This is a genomic window from Gilliamella sp. M0364 (assembly GCF_016100565.1).
GTDB lineage: Bacteria > Pseudomonadota > Gammaproteobacteria > Enterobacterales > Orbaceae > Gilliamella > Gilliamella apis.
On the sequence record NZ_JACFSF010000005.1, the window covers coordinates 18,271 to 34,937 of the forward strand.

Annotated in this window: 13 protein-coding genes; all 13 read right to left on the bottom strand. The window is 36.7% G+C overall.

What is annotated here, in order from left to right; genetic code table 11:
• Position 1: 1 nt before the first annotated feature.
• Entirely contained in the window at positions 2–742 is a 741-nt protein-coding gene (locus tag H3U96_RS07805; RefSeq protein WP_086360914.1) for a KDGP aldolase family protein, read from the bottom strand.
• The gene (locus H3U96_RS07810; RefSeq protein ID WP_065578351.1) at positions 742–1,881 is read right to left on the bottom strand and encodes a DgaE family pyridoxal phosphate-dependent ammonia lyase; all 1,140 of its coding nucleotides are present in this window, start codon (positions 1,879–1,881) and stop codon (positions 742–744) included. Before H3U96_RS07810 ends, H3U96_RS07805 begins: the two co-directional genes overlap by 1 nt.
• On the bottom strand, positions 1,859–3,013 hold the full coding sequence (locus H3U96_RS07815; protein WP_086360915.1) for an amidohydrolase/deacetylase family metallohydrolase: 1,155 nt from the start codon (positions 3,011–3,013) through the stop codon (positions 1,859–1,861). Before H3U96_RS07815 ends, H3U96_RS07810 begins: the two co-directional genes overlap by 23 nt.
• 48 nt (positions 3,014–3,061) lie before the next feature.
• A complete protein-coding gene (locus H3U96_RS07820) occupies positions 3,062–3,715 on the bottom strand; it encodes a DUF4310 family protein (RefSeq protein WP_065578353.1) in 654 nt (217 codons plus the stop codon).
• 18 nt (positions 3,716–3,733) lie between these two features.
• Positions 3,734–4,486, bottom strand: a complete 753-nt coding sequence (locus H3U96_RS07825) for a DUF4311 domain-containing protein (protein ID WP_086356811.1) — start codon at positions 4,484–4,486, stop codon at positions 3,734–3,736.
• Positions 4,487–4,501: 15 nt separating this feature from the next.
• Positions 4,502–4,798, bottom strand: a complete 297-nt coding sequence (locus tag H3U96_RS07830) for a DUF4312 family protein (RefSeq protein ID WP_065578355.1) — start codon at positions 4,796–4,798, stop codon at positions 4,502–4,504.
• 13 nt (positions 4,799–4,811) lie between these two features.
• Entirely contained in the window at positions 4,812–5,180 is a 369-nt protein-coding gene (locus tag H3U96_RS07835) for an SFCGS family glycine-rich protein (protein WP_034884881.1), read from the bottom strand.
• A 45-nt stretch (positions 5,181–5,225) separates the two neighbouring features.
• Positions 5,226–5,561, bottom strand: a complete 336-nt coding sequence (locus H3U96_RS07840; protein WP_198196221.1) for a PRD domain-containing protein — start codon at positions 5,559–5,561, stop codon at positions 5,226–5,228.
• 351 nt (positions 5,562–5,912) lie between these two features.
• On the bottom strand, positions 5,913–6,830 hold the full coding sequence (locus H3U96_RS07845; RefSeq protein WP_086360916.1) for a YgcG family protein: 918 nt from the start codon (positions 6,828–6,830) through the stop codon (positions 5,913–5,915).
• A gap of 5 nt (positions 6,831–6,835) precedes the next feature.
• Positions 6,836–7,435: a LemA family protein gene (locus H3U96_RS07850; RefSeq protein WP_086356814.1), complete on the bottom strand. Its 600-nt coding sequence runs from the start codon at positions 7,433–7,435 to the stop codon at positions 6,836–6,838.
• Between the two features lie 356 nt (positions 7,436–7,791).
• Complete coding sequence (locus H3U96_RS07855; RefSeq protein WP_065651685.1) at positions 7,792–8,103, bottom strand: antibiotic biosynthesis monooxygenase; 312 nt, start codon at positions 8,101–8,103, stop codon at positions 7,792–7,794.
• A gap of 83 nt (positions 8,104–8,186) precedes the next feature.
• Positions 8,187–12,407 (bottom strand): DNA-directed RNA polymerase subunit beta', encoded by a 4,221-nt coding sequence (gene rpoC, locus H3U96_RS07860; protein ID WP_086360322.1) that lies wholly within the window; start codon positions 12,405–12,407, stop codon positions 8,187–8,189.
• 91 nt (positions 12,408–12,498) lie between these two features.
• Positions 12,499–16,527, bottom strand: coding sequence for a DNA-directed RNA polymerase subunit beta (rpoB, locus tag H3U96_RS07865; RefSeq protein WP_086320893.1), 4,029 nt, complete (start codon positions 16,525–16,527; stop codon positions 12,499–12,501).
• Positions 16,528–16,667: the final 140 nt, after the last annotated feature.

A 16,667-nucleotide genomic window follows, 5' to 3' on the forward strand; every position in this document is an offset into this window, starting at 1 on the left:
CTCATCCTGCTAATTTTTGCGTAATCGCTAATAGTTGTTTAACATCTTCAGTTCTTGTCGCCCCAGTTGTTTTATCAATAATTGAGGTATAAATATGTGGAATAACTTTTTTCACACCGGCATTTAAGGCAATTTTTAAAATTGTTTCATAATTGTCTAAATCAATACCACCAGTAGGTTCTAGATAGAAATTATGTTCAGCACAGCATTTAGCCACATACTCATATTCATCTATATGCTTTAACCCGCCCATAGGAAAATATTTAATTGAGCTTCCTCCCATATCTTTTAATAAAGCAATAGCGGTTTCAACCGGTACGATAGCAGCAGGTGATGTTGAGCTTAGTGGACCTGTAGCTATATTAACTAATCCTACTTTCCCTGTTGGTGATACAAGACCATTGATTACCGTTTCTTTTTGTCCTAATAAAGCACGACTTGTTGCCACCCCTGTAAAAACTTGATTAACATGTTGAGGCTGTAGAACTGCAGATATTTCTGACACCATAGTAGATTGATTAGGATCACCCGCTCCTAGACCAACTGAAATAGCATTATCAATGGCTAACGCATATTTTTTCATATCTGCTATTGCTTGCTGATTATCTGGATAATTTTTAGATAACACTCCCACAACAACATAAGTTTGTGCAGCTTCATAAATAGCACTAGCATTATCAATTGAATTGGCTAATACGTTTAAACAAACGCGATCGTTAAAATAATTTGGTGTCAATTGCATTATTTAACTCCTTGGATAATTTTTATAATTTTGTTATAGACAATATCAAGCTGTTCCGCCGTTACACTACGAACATCTGCATCTACTTTACCCTCATTGGCTTTATATTCCCGAAAATAGACTGCAATCTCACCTTGCTTCATCAGGTCTATCATTTCAACAGCACTTTTACCAATAACCTTTGCATCAAATGATATTTCTGCACGAGCAATATCTCGGCCAGCACCATCCCAGACAACTTTTGCCGATATACCATTAATAGAATTTAACTTTTCGATAAATGGTGTCATTTTGACAACCATTTCTTGCCCAGTTTCTTGTTTAGGATCGTTAATATATAACTCAATAGCCTTGGTCAAGCCTAAAATACCCTCTTTACCAACCTTCATTGGTCGACCAATACCTTGAGATTGAAGTTTAAGCCACTCAATGGCTTGATGACGGCCAATAACTAAGCCACTAGTTGGCCCTTCAATTGCTTTTGCACCACTATAAATAACTAAATCAGCACCTTGTTGATAATAGGTTTGTAAATCCTCTTCTGCTGCGGCATCAACAATTAATGGAATATTATATTTTTTGGCCACCGTTACAGCTTGCGCAACTGATAGCATACTTTTTTGCACACAGTGATGTGATTTGACATATAAAATAGCCGCGGTATCAGAATTAATTAATGATTCAATGTGCTCTGGTTTACACTCATTTGCATAACCCGCTTCAACCACAATTCCACCACCTAAAGCGACCATAGTACCAATAGGAGCACCAAAATTTACGTTATGTCCTTTTGGCACAATAATTTCCTTTGCTATCCATTTATCAGAACTATGTAAATTAAATAATAAATCACGATCATCTTTAACGATTAAACCTGCGACAGCTTGCGCAATGCCAGCCGAGGCACATGATACGACCACAGCGTTTTCGACATTGAGTAATTTAGCAATGTATTGACCAGTTTTATCGACTAAATCTTTTATTTCAAAATATTCATTTAATCCGAGGGATACAGTATCAACCACTTCTGCTCTAGGTGTTGAAACACCTAAAATAGTCATTCGCCCCGAAGCATTAATCACTTTTTTCAAGTGGTATTTACTGTATATTTCTTTTTCAGTTTGAGATTCTGAGCTCATTTTTACTACCTTCTTGTGTTATTTCAATGTGTGTAACTTTTTTGGTTGTATTTGTTGCGATAGCGGCTAAAGGAACAAACTGTTCATGGCATTCCCTCTGCTCACCTTCTGAATCAGTTAAAGAGACGGTTTGCTGTTTTATATCAAAAATAGTCAAATCGGCATCATAGCCAATAGCTATTTCCCCTTTATTGTTTAAATGCAAAATTTGGGCCGCATTTTTAGTGACACTATCAATAATTCTAGTTTTGCTATAACCTAGACAGATAAATTTATTCATCACATTTGCTAAGCTAAATACAGGACCTTGCAAACGATTTTTAGAATATATATCAGAGCTGATAGTGTTTGGATAAACATCTAAACATTTAGCTCGCTCAGCTACCGAAAAACTGAAACTTTCACCACCATGACCAATATCTAAAATCACCCCACGTTCAATGGCGCGTTTAATTGAATCACGCAGATTATTCTGCTTATCAAATATTTGGTTTGGCTTACCATTAAAACAATGAGTAATAATATCGCCTTTAGTTAATAAATCAGCAATTTCATCAAGTTCAGGCGGATTATTTCCTACATGAATCATTAGTGGCAAACCCGTCTTTTTCTGCATCTCTTTCGCTTTGATTAACGGTAAAATACCATTTTCACCAACAACGCTACGACTGATCCTAACTTTTATTCCAATAATAAAATTAGGATATTTAACTAAAGTTTGGTCAAATAACGGCACATCGATATCTTGCATATCAGCAAGCTCACTCTGCCTTATTAAGCCAATTTTTGAGATATTTAAAAAAGAATAAACATGAGTTTTAGCCTGCATCGCTAATTCATAAAACTCGTCAATATCAAGTGCTCCAACACTACCAGCATCAACCACTGCCGTCACGCCAGCCTCAATACCAATCAGATCGGGTTCATCGTGGTAAATTGGTGAGAGTGCGAAGCAATGAGTATGGGAATCTATCCAGCCGGCACTTACATAGTGTTGGTTTTTTAGATCCAACACTTGATTTGATGTTGCGATTATATTTTTGCCAATTTCCACAATTTTGCCATGTTGAATGGCAATATCAGTTATTGAATTATCGATGAGTTTGGCATTTTTTATAATTAAATCATACATAATTTAATCCAACCCCTCGACCATAGTCATGATAGAGGGGACATAACATTATATAATTGGGAAGATACCACCAAAAATCATGGCACCTAGGATTGCACCACCAGTAATAGGTTTTTTCCATACATAAAATAATAGTGCACCAAGCAAGGACCCTATACCAATAGGAATAGATGCAACCATAGCTGATAAAATAATCATTGGACCAAGAAAACGACCAGATGCATTTCCCGCACCCATCATGACATCAGCACCAAAGGTTGATCCACCACCACTATTAACCGTAAATTTACGGATAAGGATGATAAGTAAACCTATTGCCATACCGAGTAATAAACCAGTTAATAACGCCACAAAAAAGTTTTCAATTGGCAATGTATAGCCACCAGCCAATAACAACGCTGGCACACCTAAACCTATACCTGTTTGTAAGGCGCCACCAATATCGAGAATTCCAACTAGCGATCCTTCAATGACACGTGCAAATAAAAAACTGGCACCAAATGCTGCTACTGCACCATAATCGCCTGTCGTCATACCTGATTTAAGCATTGCAACAAAGGCTATTTCATTAAAAGCACCAATCCCATATACATAAAAAGTATGCGTTCCAGCAAAAATACCTGCAGAGAGTAATCCACAAAGAATAGGGAATGACCAATCGGCATACCAAAAACTTTTATTAATGGTTGTTTGAGTATTCATAATCTGTTGTTCCCTATATTATTTAAACCAATAAGACAAACCATCTCGGAATGAATTAATCATTTTCATATCAAATCCACGGAAATATCCGCTCATGACAAATAAAACAATTACCGCAACTAACATGATTTTCATCACTCGATTCCAACCACTGTCATCCACTCCTTTACCAATCAAAATACCTAACACTAAACCTGGTACTGCATTACCCATAATTAATTGCGCTAGCCCACCAAACAAAGTGCCCCAAAAACCACTTCTTCTACCGGCATCTAAAGCTGCCAACCAGAAAATAACCGGCATCACAGTTGCGACCAGTAAATTTGCGGCTGGAACTAAAACTTTAGTTGCAGTAATTTTTAAAGAATCAGGAATAACCGAGGTGGTTGTATTTAAAAATAACACAACAATCACACCGATAAATGCACAAGCAAAGGCCATTTTCTTAGGATCATGTAACGTTTGTGCTAAATTTCGGTTTTTTATCATCAATAGTGCAGCACCCCAGTTTGGAATGATGCGATGATCAACATCTTGGGTAAATGAACCAGCAGCAACAGACGAAGCCCAGGCATTAAAAAAGAATCCTAAGCCAAATGAAAAATGTGCAGCAGGATCACCCTCACAAGAATTAAGTTCACCTAAGGTACGAAAGGCGCCCATACCTTGATAAGTTGGAGCATGAAACATTCGAGCTGCACCAGCGCCTACTCCAAATCCACACAGTCCACCAATTACAATGGACTTCAATGCTATAATTAGAATTTCCATGACTTTCCTTTTACGTTATTTAGAGATAAATTTAATATCGTTCAGATCGATAAACGTAACATTTACTGAGACATCGAGTGTGATGTCATAAAATGTCTTTTTTCTAGGTAAAAAGATAAATAAAAAGCGTTCTGTAGTTATCTTTTCAATAGCAGAAACAACACTAATATCAAGCGGTTCAATTCGTAACATAACATTATTAGTATTTTTAAGTACCTGCTTTTGCACTTGATTTAGCGCTATAGCGAACGCACGCTGCTTCGAATCTCCTTGCCCAGTTACTCTTACTTGTATCTGCTCAGTTTTTTTCATATTTCTAACCTATTTAAGAACGAGGATATTTTTTCAAAAATGCTTGGGCTATACGTTGGCCTAGTTCTACCGTATCCATAAAACCAAATCCTAGTACTTTACAACCGTCATTAATGGCTGTTTCACCCTCTTCAATTGAACGCATACCGTGTCGTTGAGAATAGCCATATTTATTTTGTGCCGTTATAGCGCCTGCACCGCCACTGCCACAAAACGAAAGTCCTAGATCTGCATTCTCATTATTCATTACGTCACCCAATTTCATATCAGCAGCCATACCTGGAATAACAATTGCACGACACCCTTCAATAGAATTAATTCCCTCTGCAATTTTTTGTCCTTTGCCCATTCTATCGCCGATGACAATGATTACTTCTGCCATAATTATTCTCCTATCAATTATTGTTTTTTAAATTTAGTAATTCGTTTAATTTGCTATAGCTACTTCATAATGAACAGCCAGTAAATAAGCCTCTTCCATTGGTAGACTATTGAATAATTGTACAGTTTTACGTGCTAGCACTAAGGACTGCTCTGAGAGCTCATCAAATAGAGAAGGATCAACCTCAGGTAGTTTTTCACGCGTTTTTGCTCTTTCAACCATTGCTTTAACATGTGATAACAACATCGCTTTTTGCACATCATTTTGGGTTATTTGATGATCCGTTAACCAACGATTAATGATTTCTATCGTTTGCGCAGTCACAACTTCGGGATCTAAATCATCTTCGATCATACGGAATTGTATTTGTGGCATAGTCATTCTAATTCTCTTTTTTCTTTTTAAGATGACTTAGCCTAAAGGAAATAATTATCAATGTGGAGAGAGACTTTTTCCTATTGCAAAAGGAAATTTATTGTCAGGCTAGCTGAAAGCTGTTGTAAACAAGGATTATTATGTAGGATATGATTGAAGATTAACTAAATTGATTTTAAATTTAAACAAACTATTGCTTAAAAGTATCATTAATAAATTTTTTTGATATAAAAAACCCCTTTCCTCAAAATTTTTTCAAGCAAAGATAGTTATTTTTGTTATTGAGGCTATAAACCTAGGTAGAATTGTTGTTAAAAAAGTAAATTGCCAATTTCTTTTGGTACTTTTTAAGAATGTTTACCAGCTGCCAGATGCACCACCACCGCCACTACGGCCACCGCCTCCGCCACCAAATCCGCCGAATGAACCTCCGCCAAATCCACCACCATTACCCCCTCCGAAACCGCCGCCTCGACCACCACGCCCGCTACCACCACTCATGGTTAAAATTCCACTTAAAATCGCACTGGCAACAAATGCTAAAAATATTAGAGGTAAGACAATATGTAATGAATAACCATTGAACAAAGTAAAACCACCAACTGATATACCATTTAGTAAACCAGTACCTAAACTTCGGCTAGCACTACGTTTAGTGGAACTAATCGAAAATAAGCTAGCAATAGTGAAACAGATAAAAAAGGATGCTAACCCATAGTTAAATAAGTTGGCACCAAAATCACCAGCAAGTACCGTTTTGAGATCAGGATCACTGTTGGTCGCAGGTACCTGTTGCGGATCATTCAAATGATTGATTAATACTGAAAGTGCATCATGTATCCCTTGATAATAGTTATTTTGTCTAAATTGTGGTGCTAATTGTTCGCGGATGATATGGCTAGCAATCAAGTCGGTAATGGTGCCTTCAAAACCATAACCGACTTCAATTCGCATCAATTTATCATCTTTAATAATTAATAATAAAATGCCATTATCTCGCTCTTTGTTACCTATTTTCCACTGAATAAATACCCGATCGGCATACTGTTCAACCGTCTCATTATCAAGTTTGGCGATCATTAATACCGCAATCTGTGCACCATCAGTTCTCGTCTTTTCAAAAGCAATCAAATTTGATTCCAAATCATCTATTTGTGAAGGTAATAAAGTATTTGAGGTATCAATAACCCACCGGTCAAAAGAGGGAATTTCAGTTAATGCATAACTTACACAACTGAAAAACAGTAAACAAAAGAGCAGATAATATTTTTTCATTATGCTTATTGTCCAAAATTGATTGCTGGTGGATTAGAAATTTGTTGTTCATTTTCAACCGTAAACTGTTGTTTTGGTTTTACCCCTATAATATTTGCAATCCATTTAGTTGGTAATTGACGAATATAAGTATTAAATGATTGTACTGTTTCTATATATCGACCTCTAGCAACCGTTATCCGATTTTCAGTACCTTCAAGTTGGCTCATTAAATCTTGATAAAGTGTATTTGCTTTAAGTTCTGGGTAATTTTCACTAACAGCAATTAAACGACTTAATGCGGAACTTAATTCTGATTGGGCTTGTTGAAATTTTGAGAATAAAGCGGGATCACTAAGTTGATCTGCATTAATTTGGATAGAACCCACTTTCGCTCTTGCATCTGTTACCTGAGTAAAAACGTCTTTTTCATGAGTTGCATATCCTTTTACTGTATTGACTAGATTCGGAACTAAATCTGCTCGACGTTTATACTGATTAACAACTTCTGACCAAGAAGCCGCTACTTTTTCGTCTTGAGTTTGAATACTGTTATAGTCTTTAAAAAAGAAAAATCCACCAACAATAATTAAAATAAGAATAAGCAATAGTAATTTGGATTTCATGACGAGCCCCTGTAAATAGTTAAACTTTCAAATAGCTTAAAAAAGCAATGATAATTAGAAAATACTAACCAGTAGCCTAAAAATTTTGTTACTAAACAAACTTATAATGCTTAATTAAGGAATATATTTTTACAACTTTTTATAAAAATAATTATGAACTATAAAATACAAAGAAGAGACTTTTAGATAGTAGATTTAATTTACATGGACTGATCGGGTTCTTTAATAATGCCCATGTAATTTTATTTGATTATATCTTTTTTTATGCAATTTGCGAAGAATTATCATCGGTAATTTTTTATTGGTATTGCTCACAATGCTTATTTTAAAATTTGATTTTTTAGTTTAAAAATTACTTAGATAATGACTTCAAAACATTCAAGTTGAGCAGGTTCAAAATAGATATCTGCGTTATTTGGGCGGCTATCGGTATTACGGTGAGTATGTTTGAAATGAGCAGAATTAACCCAATTTTCAAAATCTTGTTTTGATTCCCATTCAGCATATGATGAAAACAATGTGTAATCTTCATAAGTTTTACCTTTAAGGAAATAAAAACGATTAAAACCTTTCATCTCTTTTAAATGGCTATCACGATTACGCCATATTTCAATAAAAGAGTCTTCACTACCTAACTTAATTTTAAACCGATTCATGACAATATACATCTAATACTCCTTTCATATACCATACACTCGACAAAAAAATAGCACGTGATAACACGTGCTACTTTAGTCGATTTATCTAAAATCTATTGATTTTCTTCTGCTGAATTCAATAATTCCGCTAAGTTAGCTGTAGCTTCCTCAGCTGAAACAGTTGTTGGTTGAATTACATCATCAGATGGCATTGCGCGTTTACGCAAACGTTCTTTATGATATGCATAACCAGTACCAGCTGGAATTAAGCGACCAACAATAACGTTTTCTTTCAGGCCACGAAGTTCATCATTTTTACCTGCAACTGCTGCTTCAGTTAATACGCGAGTCGTTTCTTGGAACGATGCCGCAGAAATAAATGACTCAGTAGTAAGTGATGCTTTAGTAATACCAAGTAAATCATGCAAGTAAACAATTGGTTCTTTACCTTGTGCTTCAAGCTCACGATTAATAATCTTCAAGCGTGAAACTTCAAGTTGTTCACCATCAAGTAAACGAGAACCACCAGGATGAATAACAGTTGCTTTACGTAACATTTGACGAACAATAACTTCAATATGTTTATCGTTAATTTTTACACCTTGTAAACGATAAACTTCTTGAACTTCATTCACAATGTAACGAGTTACTGCATTAACACCTCGTAGACGTAAAATATCATGTGCTGATTCAGGACCATCAGAAATCACATCACCACGGCCAACTTGTTCGCCTTCGAATACGTTAAGTTGACGCCATTTTGGAATCATCTCTTCATATGGTTCACTACCATCTAGTGGAGTAATAATTAAGCGACGTTTACCTTTAGTTTCTTTACCGAATGAGATAATACCATCAATTTCAGCAAGAATTGCCGGCTCTTTAGGTTTACGAGCTTCAAATAAATCAGCAACTCGTGGTAAACCACCGGTGATATCTTTAGTACCTACAGATGCTTGTGGAATACGTGCAAGTGTATCACCAACATTAATTTCCGCACCATCTTCTAATTGTACTAATGCTTTACCTGGTAAGAAGTACTGCGCAAGCATTTCTGTACCTGCCACAAAGATATCATTACCTTTAGCATCAACAATTTTAATTGCTGGACGTAGATCTTTACCAACACCAGTACGTTCTGCTACATCTAAGATCACGATAGAGGATAAACCAGTTAACTCATCAGTTTGACGAGTAATAGTTTGACCATCGATCATATCAACAAAACGAACAAAACCTTTCGCTTCCGAAATAACCGGCATGGTATGCGGATCCCAGTTAGCTAGTGTTTCACCTGCATCAACCGTTGCACCATTACCTTTAGTTAGAATCGAGCCATAAGGAACTTTATAAGTTTCTTTCATTCGACCTAATTCATCAATAATAGTTAATTCAGCATTACGTGAAGTAATAACTAGTTTCTGATCTGGGTTAGTCACAAATTTAGCATTAGTTAGTTTAATACTACCTTTGTTTTTAACTTGAACACTAGATTCTGCTGCTGCTCGCGATGCCGCACCACCAATATGGAACGTACGCATGGTTAACTGTGTACCTGGCTCACCGATTGACTGAGCGGCGATAACACCGATTGCTTCACCTTTGTTGACTAAGTGACCACGAGCTAAGTCACGTCCATAACATTTCGCACAAACACCAAAATCAGTATCACACGAAACTACTGAACGAACTTTAACACTATCTACAGATTCTTGTTCAAGTAGATCACAATAATTTTCATCAAGTAATGTATTGCGTGGGATTAAAATATCTGCACTACCTGGTTTCAATACATCTTCAGCTGTTACACGACCTAAGACACGTTCACGTAATGGTTCTTTAACATCACCACCTTCGATCACAGGTGTCATTACCACACCTTCTAACGTGCCACAGTCATCTTCAATAACAACTAAATCTTGAGCCACATCAACTAAACGACGAGTTAAGTAACCTGAGTTCGCTGTTTTCAATGCGGTATCAGCAAGACCTTTACGCGCACCATGGGTCGAGATAAAGTATTGAAGTACGTTTAACCCTTCACGGAAGTTTGCGGTGATTGGTGTTTCGATGATCGAACCATCTGGTTTTGCCATCAAACCACGCATACCAGCTAACTGACGAATCTGAGCTGCAGAACCACGAGCACCAGAGTCGGCCATCATATAGATGCTGTTAAATGAAGATTGAACTTCTTCTTTACCTTCACGGTTAATAACTTTTTCAGTTGATAGGTTATCCATCATCGCTTTAGCAACACGCTCATTAGCTGCTGCCCAAATATCGATAACTTTGTTATAACGTTCACCTGCAGTTACTAAACCTGATTGGAACTGTTCTTGAATTTCTGCAACTTCGATTTCAGCTTCATTGATAATTTGTAATTTCTTAGCAGGAATTTCCATATCATCAATACCAACCGATACACCAGAACGAGCTGCATAAGCAAAGCCGGTATACATAACCTGGTCAGCTAAAATAACAGTTTCTTTCATGCCTAATTGGCGATAACAAATATTTAAAATTCGTGAAATCGCTTTTTTACCAAGCGGCTGATTGATAACTGAGAAACTCATGCCTTTAGGCATAATTAACCATAAGATAGCACGACCAACAGTAGTATCAATTACAGAAGTTGTATCTTCCCATTCACCAATACTGTTACGATGGCTTTCAGTTATACGTACTTTAACTTTAGCATGTAATTCAACTAGACCTAAACGATACAGTTTTTCTGCTTCTTTAGGGCCGGTTAATACCATGCCTTCACCTTTAGCATTGACTTTATCACGAGTCATGTAGTAAAGACCTAATACCACGTCCTGAGATGGAACGATAATAGGCTCACCACTTGCTGGTGAAAGAATATTGTTGGTTGACATCATTAACGCACGCGCTTCTAATTGCGCTTCTAACGTTAATGGAACGTGAACCGCCATTTGGTCACCATCGAAGTCAGCATTGAATGCCGCACAAACTAATGGGTGCAATTGGATCGCTTTACCTTCAATTAGGATAGGTTCAAATGCCTGAATACCTAGTCTGTGAAGTGTTGGTGCACGGTTTAATAATACCGGATGTTCACGGATAACTTCATCTAAGATATCCCAAACAATTGCATCTTCACGTTCAACCATCTTCTTAGCAGCTTTAATCGTTGTTGCATAACCACGACGCTCTAATTTACCGTAAATAAATGGTTTAAATAGTTCAAGAGCCATTTTCTTCGGTAAACCACATTGATGTAAACGTAAGTATGGACCTACAGTAATTACTGAACGGCCTGAATAGTCTACACGTTTACCTAATAGGTTTTGACGGAAACGACCTTGCTTACCTTTAATCATATCGGCAAGTGATTTTAGTGGACGTTTATTTGAACCAGTGATTGCACGACCACGACGACCATTATCTAACAATGCGTCTACAGATTCTTGTAACATACGTTTTTCGTTACGTACAATAATATCTGGTGCAGCTAAATCTAATAAACGTTTTAAACGATTATTTCGGTTGATTACACGACGATATAAATCATTTAAGTCTGATGTTGCAAAACGACCGCCATCTAATGGTACTAATGGACGTAAATCTGGTGGCAACACAGGTAACACATTTAAGATCATCCATTCAGGTTTATTTTCTGATTGAATAAATGCTTCAATGATCTTAATTCTTTTAGTTAACTTTTTACGTTTTGTTTCAGAATTAGTGGTTGATAGTTCATCACGTAATACTTCACATTCAGATTGAACATCAATATTACGTAATAATTCTTGAATAGCTTCTGCACCCATACGTGCATCAAACTCATCACCAAACTCTTCTAACGCATCTAAATACTGTTCTTCAGTTAAAATTTGTCCGCGCTCAAGGTTTGTCATACCACCATCAAGAACCATAAATGATTCAAAATAAAGTACCCGTTCAATATCACGAAGTGGCATATCGAGTAATAAACCGATACGTGATGGTAATGATTTTAAAAACCAGATATGTGCAGTAGGTGATGCAAGCTCAATGTGCCCCATACGTTCACGACGTACTTTAGCTTGAGTAACTTCTACCCCACATTTTTCACAAATAACACCACGGTGTTTTAAACGTTTATATTTTCCACACAAACATTCATAATCTTTAACTGGTCCGAAAATACGCGCACAAAACAAGCCATCACGTTCAGGTTTGAACGTACGATAGTTGATTGTTTCAGGTTTTTTAACTTCACCAAAAGACCATGAGCGAATCATATCAGGAGAAGCAAGGCCAATCTTGATAGCATCAAAATCTTCAGTTTTTGTTTGTGCTTTTAGAAACTTTAGTAAGTCTTTCACAATTGACTCCTATGGAGTTAAATCAATTAGATAACTTATCATTACTGATAAGTTATCCCTTATAAATAGAAATCATTTTAGCTAGCTAAGATTACTCTTCATCTAACTCGATATTAATACCTAACGAACGAATCTCTTTTAACAATACATTAAATGATTCTGGGATCGCAGGTTCCATACGATGATCACCATCTACAATATTTTTATACATCTTAGTACGACCGTTCACATCATCTGATTTAACAGTTAACATTTCTTGTAAGGTATAAGCTGCACCATATGCTTCAAGTGCCCACACTTCCATCTCACCGAAACGTTGACCACCAAATTGAGCTTTACCTCCCAACGGTTGCTGTGTAACCAAACTATATGAGCCTGTAGAACGAGCATGCATCTTATCATCAACTAAGTGATTCAATTTCAACATGTACATATAACCTACAGTTACTGGACGTTCAAATTGCTCACCGGTACGACCATCAAACAAGGTAATTTGACCTGAAGTTGGTAAATCACCAAGTTCAAGTAATGCTTTAATTTCTTGCTCTTTTGCACCATCAAATACTGGTGTTGCAAGTGGCATACCATTACGTAAATTTTGCGCCAATGTCATCACTTCTTGATCGGTAAATTCAGCAACATTGACTTTTTGCGCTGCACCTAAACCAAGGTCATAAGCTTTTTGGATGAAATCACGTAATTTAGCTAACTCTTGCTGTTCTTTTAACATTGCATCGATCTTCTGACCAATACCTTTCGCCGCCATACCCAAGTGAGTTTCTAAAATCTGACCGATATTCATACGAGAAGGAACACCTAGAGGATTCAATACGATATCTACTGGGCGACCTTTATCATCATATGGCATATCTTCAATTGGGTTGATTTTAGAGATAACCCCTTTGTTACCATGACGACCAGCCATCTTATCACCAGGCTGAATTTGACGTTTAACAGCTAAGTAGACTTTAACGATTTTGAGAACACCAGGTTGTAAATCATCACCTTGAGTGATCTTCATACGTTTAGCTTCAAGTTTTTTGTTAAACTCAGCTTTAATTTCATCATGCTGTTCAGCAAGTTGCTCTAATTGCGCTTGTTTGCTCTCATTAGCAATACCAATAGTTAACCATTTTTCACGTGGTAAGGCATCTAATTTGTCGGCTTTAATACCGCCAGAAATTAATACATCACGAATACGAGCAAATAACGCTGCTTCAAGGATTTTAAGTTCTTCTGTTAAGTCTTTGCGAACTTGTTTAAGTTGCATCTCTTCAATTTCAAGTGCACGTTTATCTTTTTGTACACCATCACGAGTAAAGACTTGAACATCAATAACTGTACCTGAAACACCATTTGGTACACGAAGTGAAGTATCCTTAACGTCTGATGCTTTTTCACCAAAAATAGCGCGTAGTAATTTTTCCTCTGGTGTTAATTGTGTTTCACCTTTTGGTGTTACTTTACCAACCAGAATATCACCACCTTTAACTTCAGCACCAATATAAACAATACCTGATTCATCTAGTTTAGAAAGAGCCGCTTCACCCACATTTGGAATATCTGCGGTAATTTCTTCTGCACCTAGTTTAGTATCACGAGATACACAAGATAATTCTTGAATATGAATCGAAGTGAAACGGTCATCTTGTACCACTTTTTCAGAAACTAAAATAGAATCCTCAAAGTTATAACCATTCCATGGCATGAATGCCACACGCATGTTTTGACCTAAAGCTAACTCACCTAAGTCAGTTGATGGACCGTCAGCAAGGACATCACCACGTTCAACTTTTTCACCTAATTCCACACATGGAATTTGGTTAATACAAGTATTTTGGTTTGAACGGGTATATTTAGTTAAATTATAAATATCAATCCCTGTTTCGCCAGCATACATTTCATCATCGTTAACATTAATTACAATGCGTGAAGCATCAACATATTGTACTGTACCACCACGACGAGCAACTGCAGTTACACCAGAGTCAACAGCTACTGCACGTTCCATACCAGTACCAACAAATGGTTTTTCTGCTTTTAACGTTGGTACCGCTTGACGTTGCATGTTTGCACCCATCAATGCACGGTTAGCATCATCATGTTCTAAGAATGGAATTAATGAAGCACCAACCGATACGATTTGTTGTGTTGATACGTCCATATAATGGACTTGTTCAGGGCTATATAAACCAGACTCACCATTTAAACGACAAGTCACTAAATCTTCTTTAAAACGACCATCGTCATCAAGATTTGAGTTAGCCTGAGCAATAACAAATTCACTTTCGTCGATTGCTGATAAATAGTTAATTTCATCAGTTACCACACCATCAACCACTCGGCGATATGGAGTCTCAAGGAATCCATACTCATTAGTACGAGAATATACCGCTAATGAGTTAATCAAACCGATGTTTGGACCTTCCGGTGTTTCAATCGGACATACACGACCATAATGGGTAGGATGTACGTCACGTACTTCGAATCCGGCACGTTCACGGGTTAAACCACCAGGACCTAATGCTGAAATACGACGTTTATGCGTAATTTCAGATAATGGATTGTTTTGATCCATAAACTGAGATAATTGGCTTGAACCAAAGAATTCGCGGATAGCCGCTGAAATTGGTTTAGCATTAATCATATCTTGTGGCATTAATGATTCAAGATCGCCTAGTGATAAGCGTTCTTTTACCGCACGTTCTACACGAACTAAACCAATACGGAATTGGTTTTCAGCCATTTCACCAACACTACGGATACGACGGTTACCTAAGTGATCGATATCATCGACTTCACCATGACCATTACGAATGCTGATCAATTTCTTCATTACATCAACGATATCAGTTTTAGTTAAGACACTTTCGCCTTCAATATCGTCACGTCCTAAAGAACGATTAAACTTCATACGACCTACTGCTGATAAGTCATAACGCTCATCAGAGAAGAATAAGTTATCAAATAAAGCTTCAGCTGCTTCTTTTGTTGGTGGCTCACCAGGACGCATCATTCGATAAATTTCAACTAATGCACCTAGTCGATCTCGAGTAGAGTCAACATTTAAGGTTTCAGAAATAAATGCACCATGATCTAAATCATTAGTGAATAATGTTTCAATTTTCTTATAGCCTGCATTAGTTAATTCAAGCAATAGTTCTAATGAAATTGGTGTATTAGCAAAAGCAACAACTTCACCAGTTTCTTGATTCACATAATCTTTCGCTAATACTTTATTAACAATATATTCAACTGGAACATCGATCTTAGTTACTTTATCTTTTTCAAGCTCACGAATATGACGAGCTGTAATACGACGACCTTTCTCTGCGTAAACTTTGCCTTTTGATTCAATATCAAATAACGCTGTTTCACCACGTAAACGCTCTGGTACAAGATCCATTTTTAATTTTGATTTGCCCACTTCGAAAATAGTTTTTTCGAAGAACATATCTAAAATTTCTTCAGTTTCATAACCTAACGCACGCAAAATGATTGTTGCAGGAAGTTTACGACGACGGTCAATACGAGCAAAAAGATTATCTTTTGGATCAAATTCGAAATCAAGCCAAGAGCCACGATAAGGAATAATCCGAGCATTATATAAAACTTTACCAGAAGAGTGTGTTTTACCTTTATCACTATCAAAGAACACACCTGGACTACGGTGTAATTGTGAAACGATAACACGTTCTGTACCGTTAATCACAAACGTACCATTGTCAGTCATTAAAGGAATTTCGCCCATATAGACGTCTTGCTCTTTAATATCTTTAACTGTTCCTTCTGGCGCATCTTTATCATAAATAACTAAACGTAATTTAACGCGCAATGGTGCTGAGTAAGTGATCCCTCTAATTTGACATTCTTTTACATCAAATACAGGTTCGCCCATCTTAAAGCTCACGTATTGTAACTCAGCGCTACCACTATAACTTTTTATCGGAAATATTGAACGAAAAGCGGCTTCTAAACCATATTGACCTTCAGGGTCTTGCTCAATAAACTTCTGGAACGAATCAAGTTGAATAGAAAGAAGATACGGTATATCCAAGACTTGTGGACGCTTACCAAAATTCTTACGAATTCGTTTTTTCTCGGTATAAGAGTAAACCATTAGTTCCTCAACTTGCTTATCTGCTATTTTAGCATGATTAAATATTCATCAGGGTACTACGAAATAATAACGCCTGACACCTCATCGAAAATATCTATAAATATCAAATGATTAGGCTTAATATATATATTATTTCTTTA

Excerpts from the sequence above, each read along its gene's own strand:
- H3U96_RS07840 (WP_198196221.1), bottom strand. The coding sequence starts at position 5,561 with ATGACTATGCCACAAATACAATTCCGTATGATCGAAGATGATTTAGAT.
- H3U96_RS07835 (WP_034884881.1), bottom strand. The coding sequence starts at position 5,180 with ATGGCAGAAGTAATCATTGTCATCGGCGATAGAATGGGCAAAGGACAA.
- H3U96_RS07805 (WP_086360914.1), bottom strand. The coding sequence starts at position 742 with ATGCAATTGACACCAAATTATTTTAACGATCGCGTTTGTTTAAACGTA.
- H3U96_RS07845 (WP_086360916.1), bottom strand. The coding sequence starts at position 6,830 with ATGAAAAAATATTATCTGCTCTTTTGTTTACTGTTTTTCAGTTGTGTA.
- H3U96_RS07855 (WP_065651685.1), bottom strand. The coding sequence starts at position 8,103 with ATGTATATTGTCATGAATCGGTTTAAAATTAAGTTAGGTAGTGAAGAC.
- rpoB (WP_086320893.1), bottom strand. The coding sequence starts at position 16,527 with ATGGTTTACTCTTATACCGAGAAAAAACGAATTCGTAAGAATTTTGGT.
- H3U96_RS07820 (WP_065578353.1), bottom strand. The coding sequence starts at position 3,715 with ATGAATACTCAAACAACCATTAATAAAAGTTTTTGGTATGCCGATTGG.
- H3U96_RS07850 (WP_086356814.1), bottom strand. The coding sequence starts at position 7,435 with ATGAAATCCAAATTACTATTGCTTATTCTTATTTTAATTATTGTTGGT.
- H3U96_RS07825 (WP_086356811.1), bottom strand. The coding sequence starts at position 4,486 with ATGGAAATTCTAATTATAGCATTGAAGTCCATTGTAATTGGTGGACTG.
- H3U96_RS07830 (WP_065578355.1), bottom strand. The coding sequence starts at position 4,798 with ATGAAAAAAACTGAGCAGATACAAGTAAGAGTAACTGGGCAAGGAGAT.
- H3U96_RS07810 (WP_065578351.1), bottom strand. The coding sequence starts at position 1,881 with ATGAGCTCAGAATCTCAAACTGAAAAAGAAATATACAGTAAATACCAC.
- H3U96_RS07815 (WP_086360915.1), bottom strand. The coding sequence starts at position 3,013 with ATGTATGATTTAATTATAAAAAATGCCAAACTCATCGATAATTCAATA.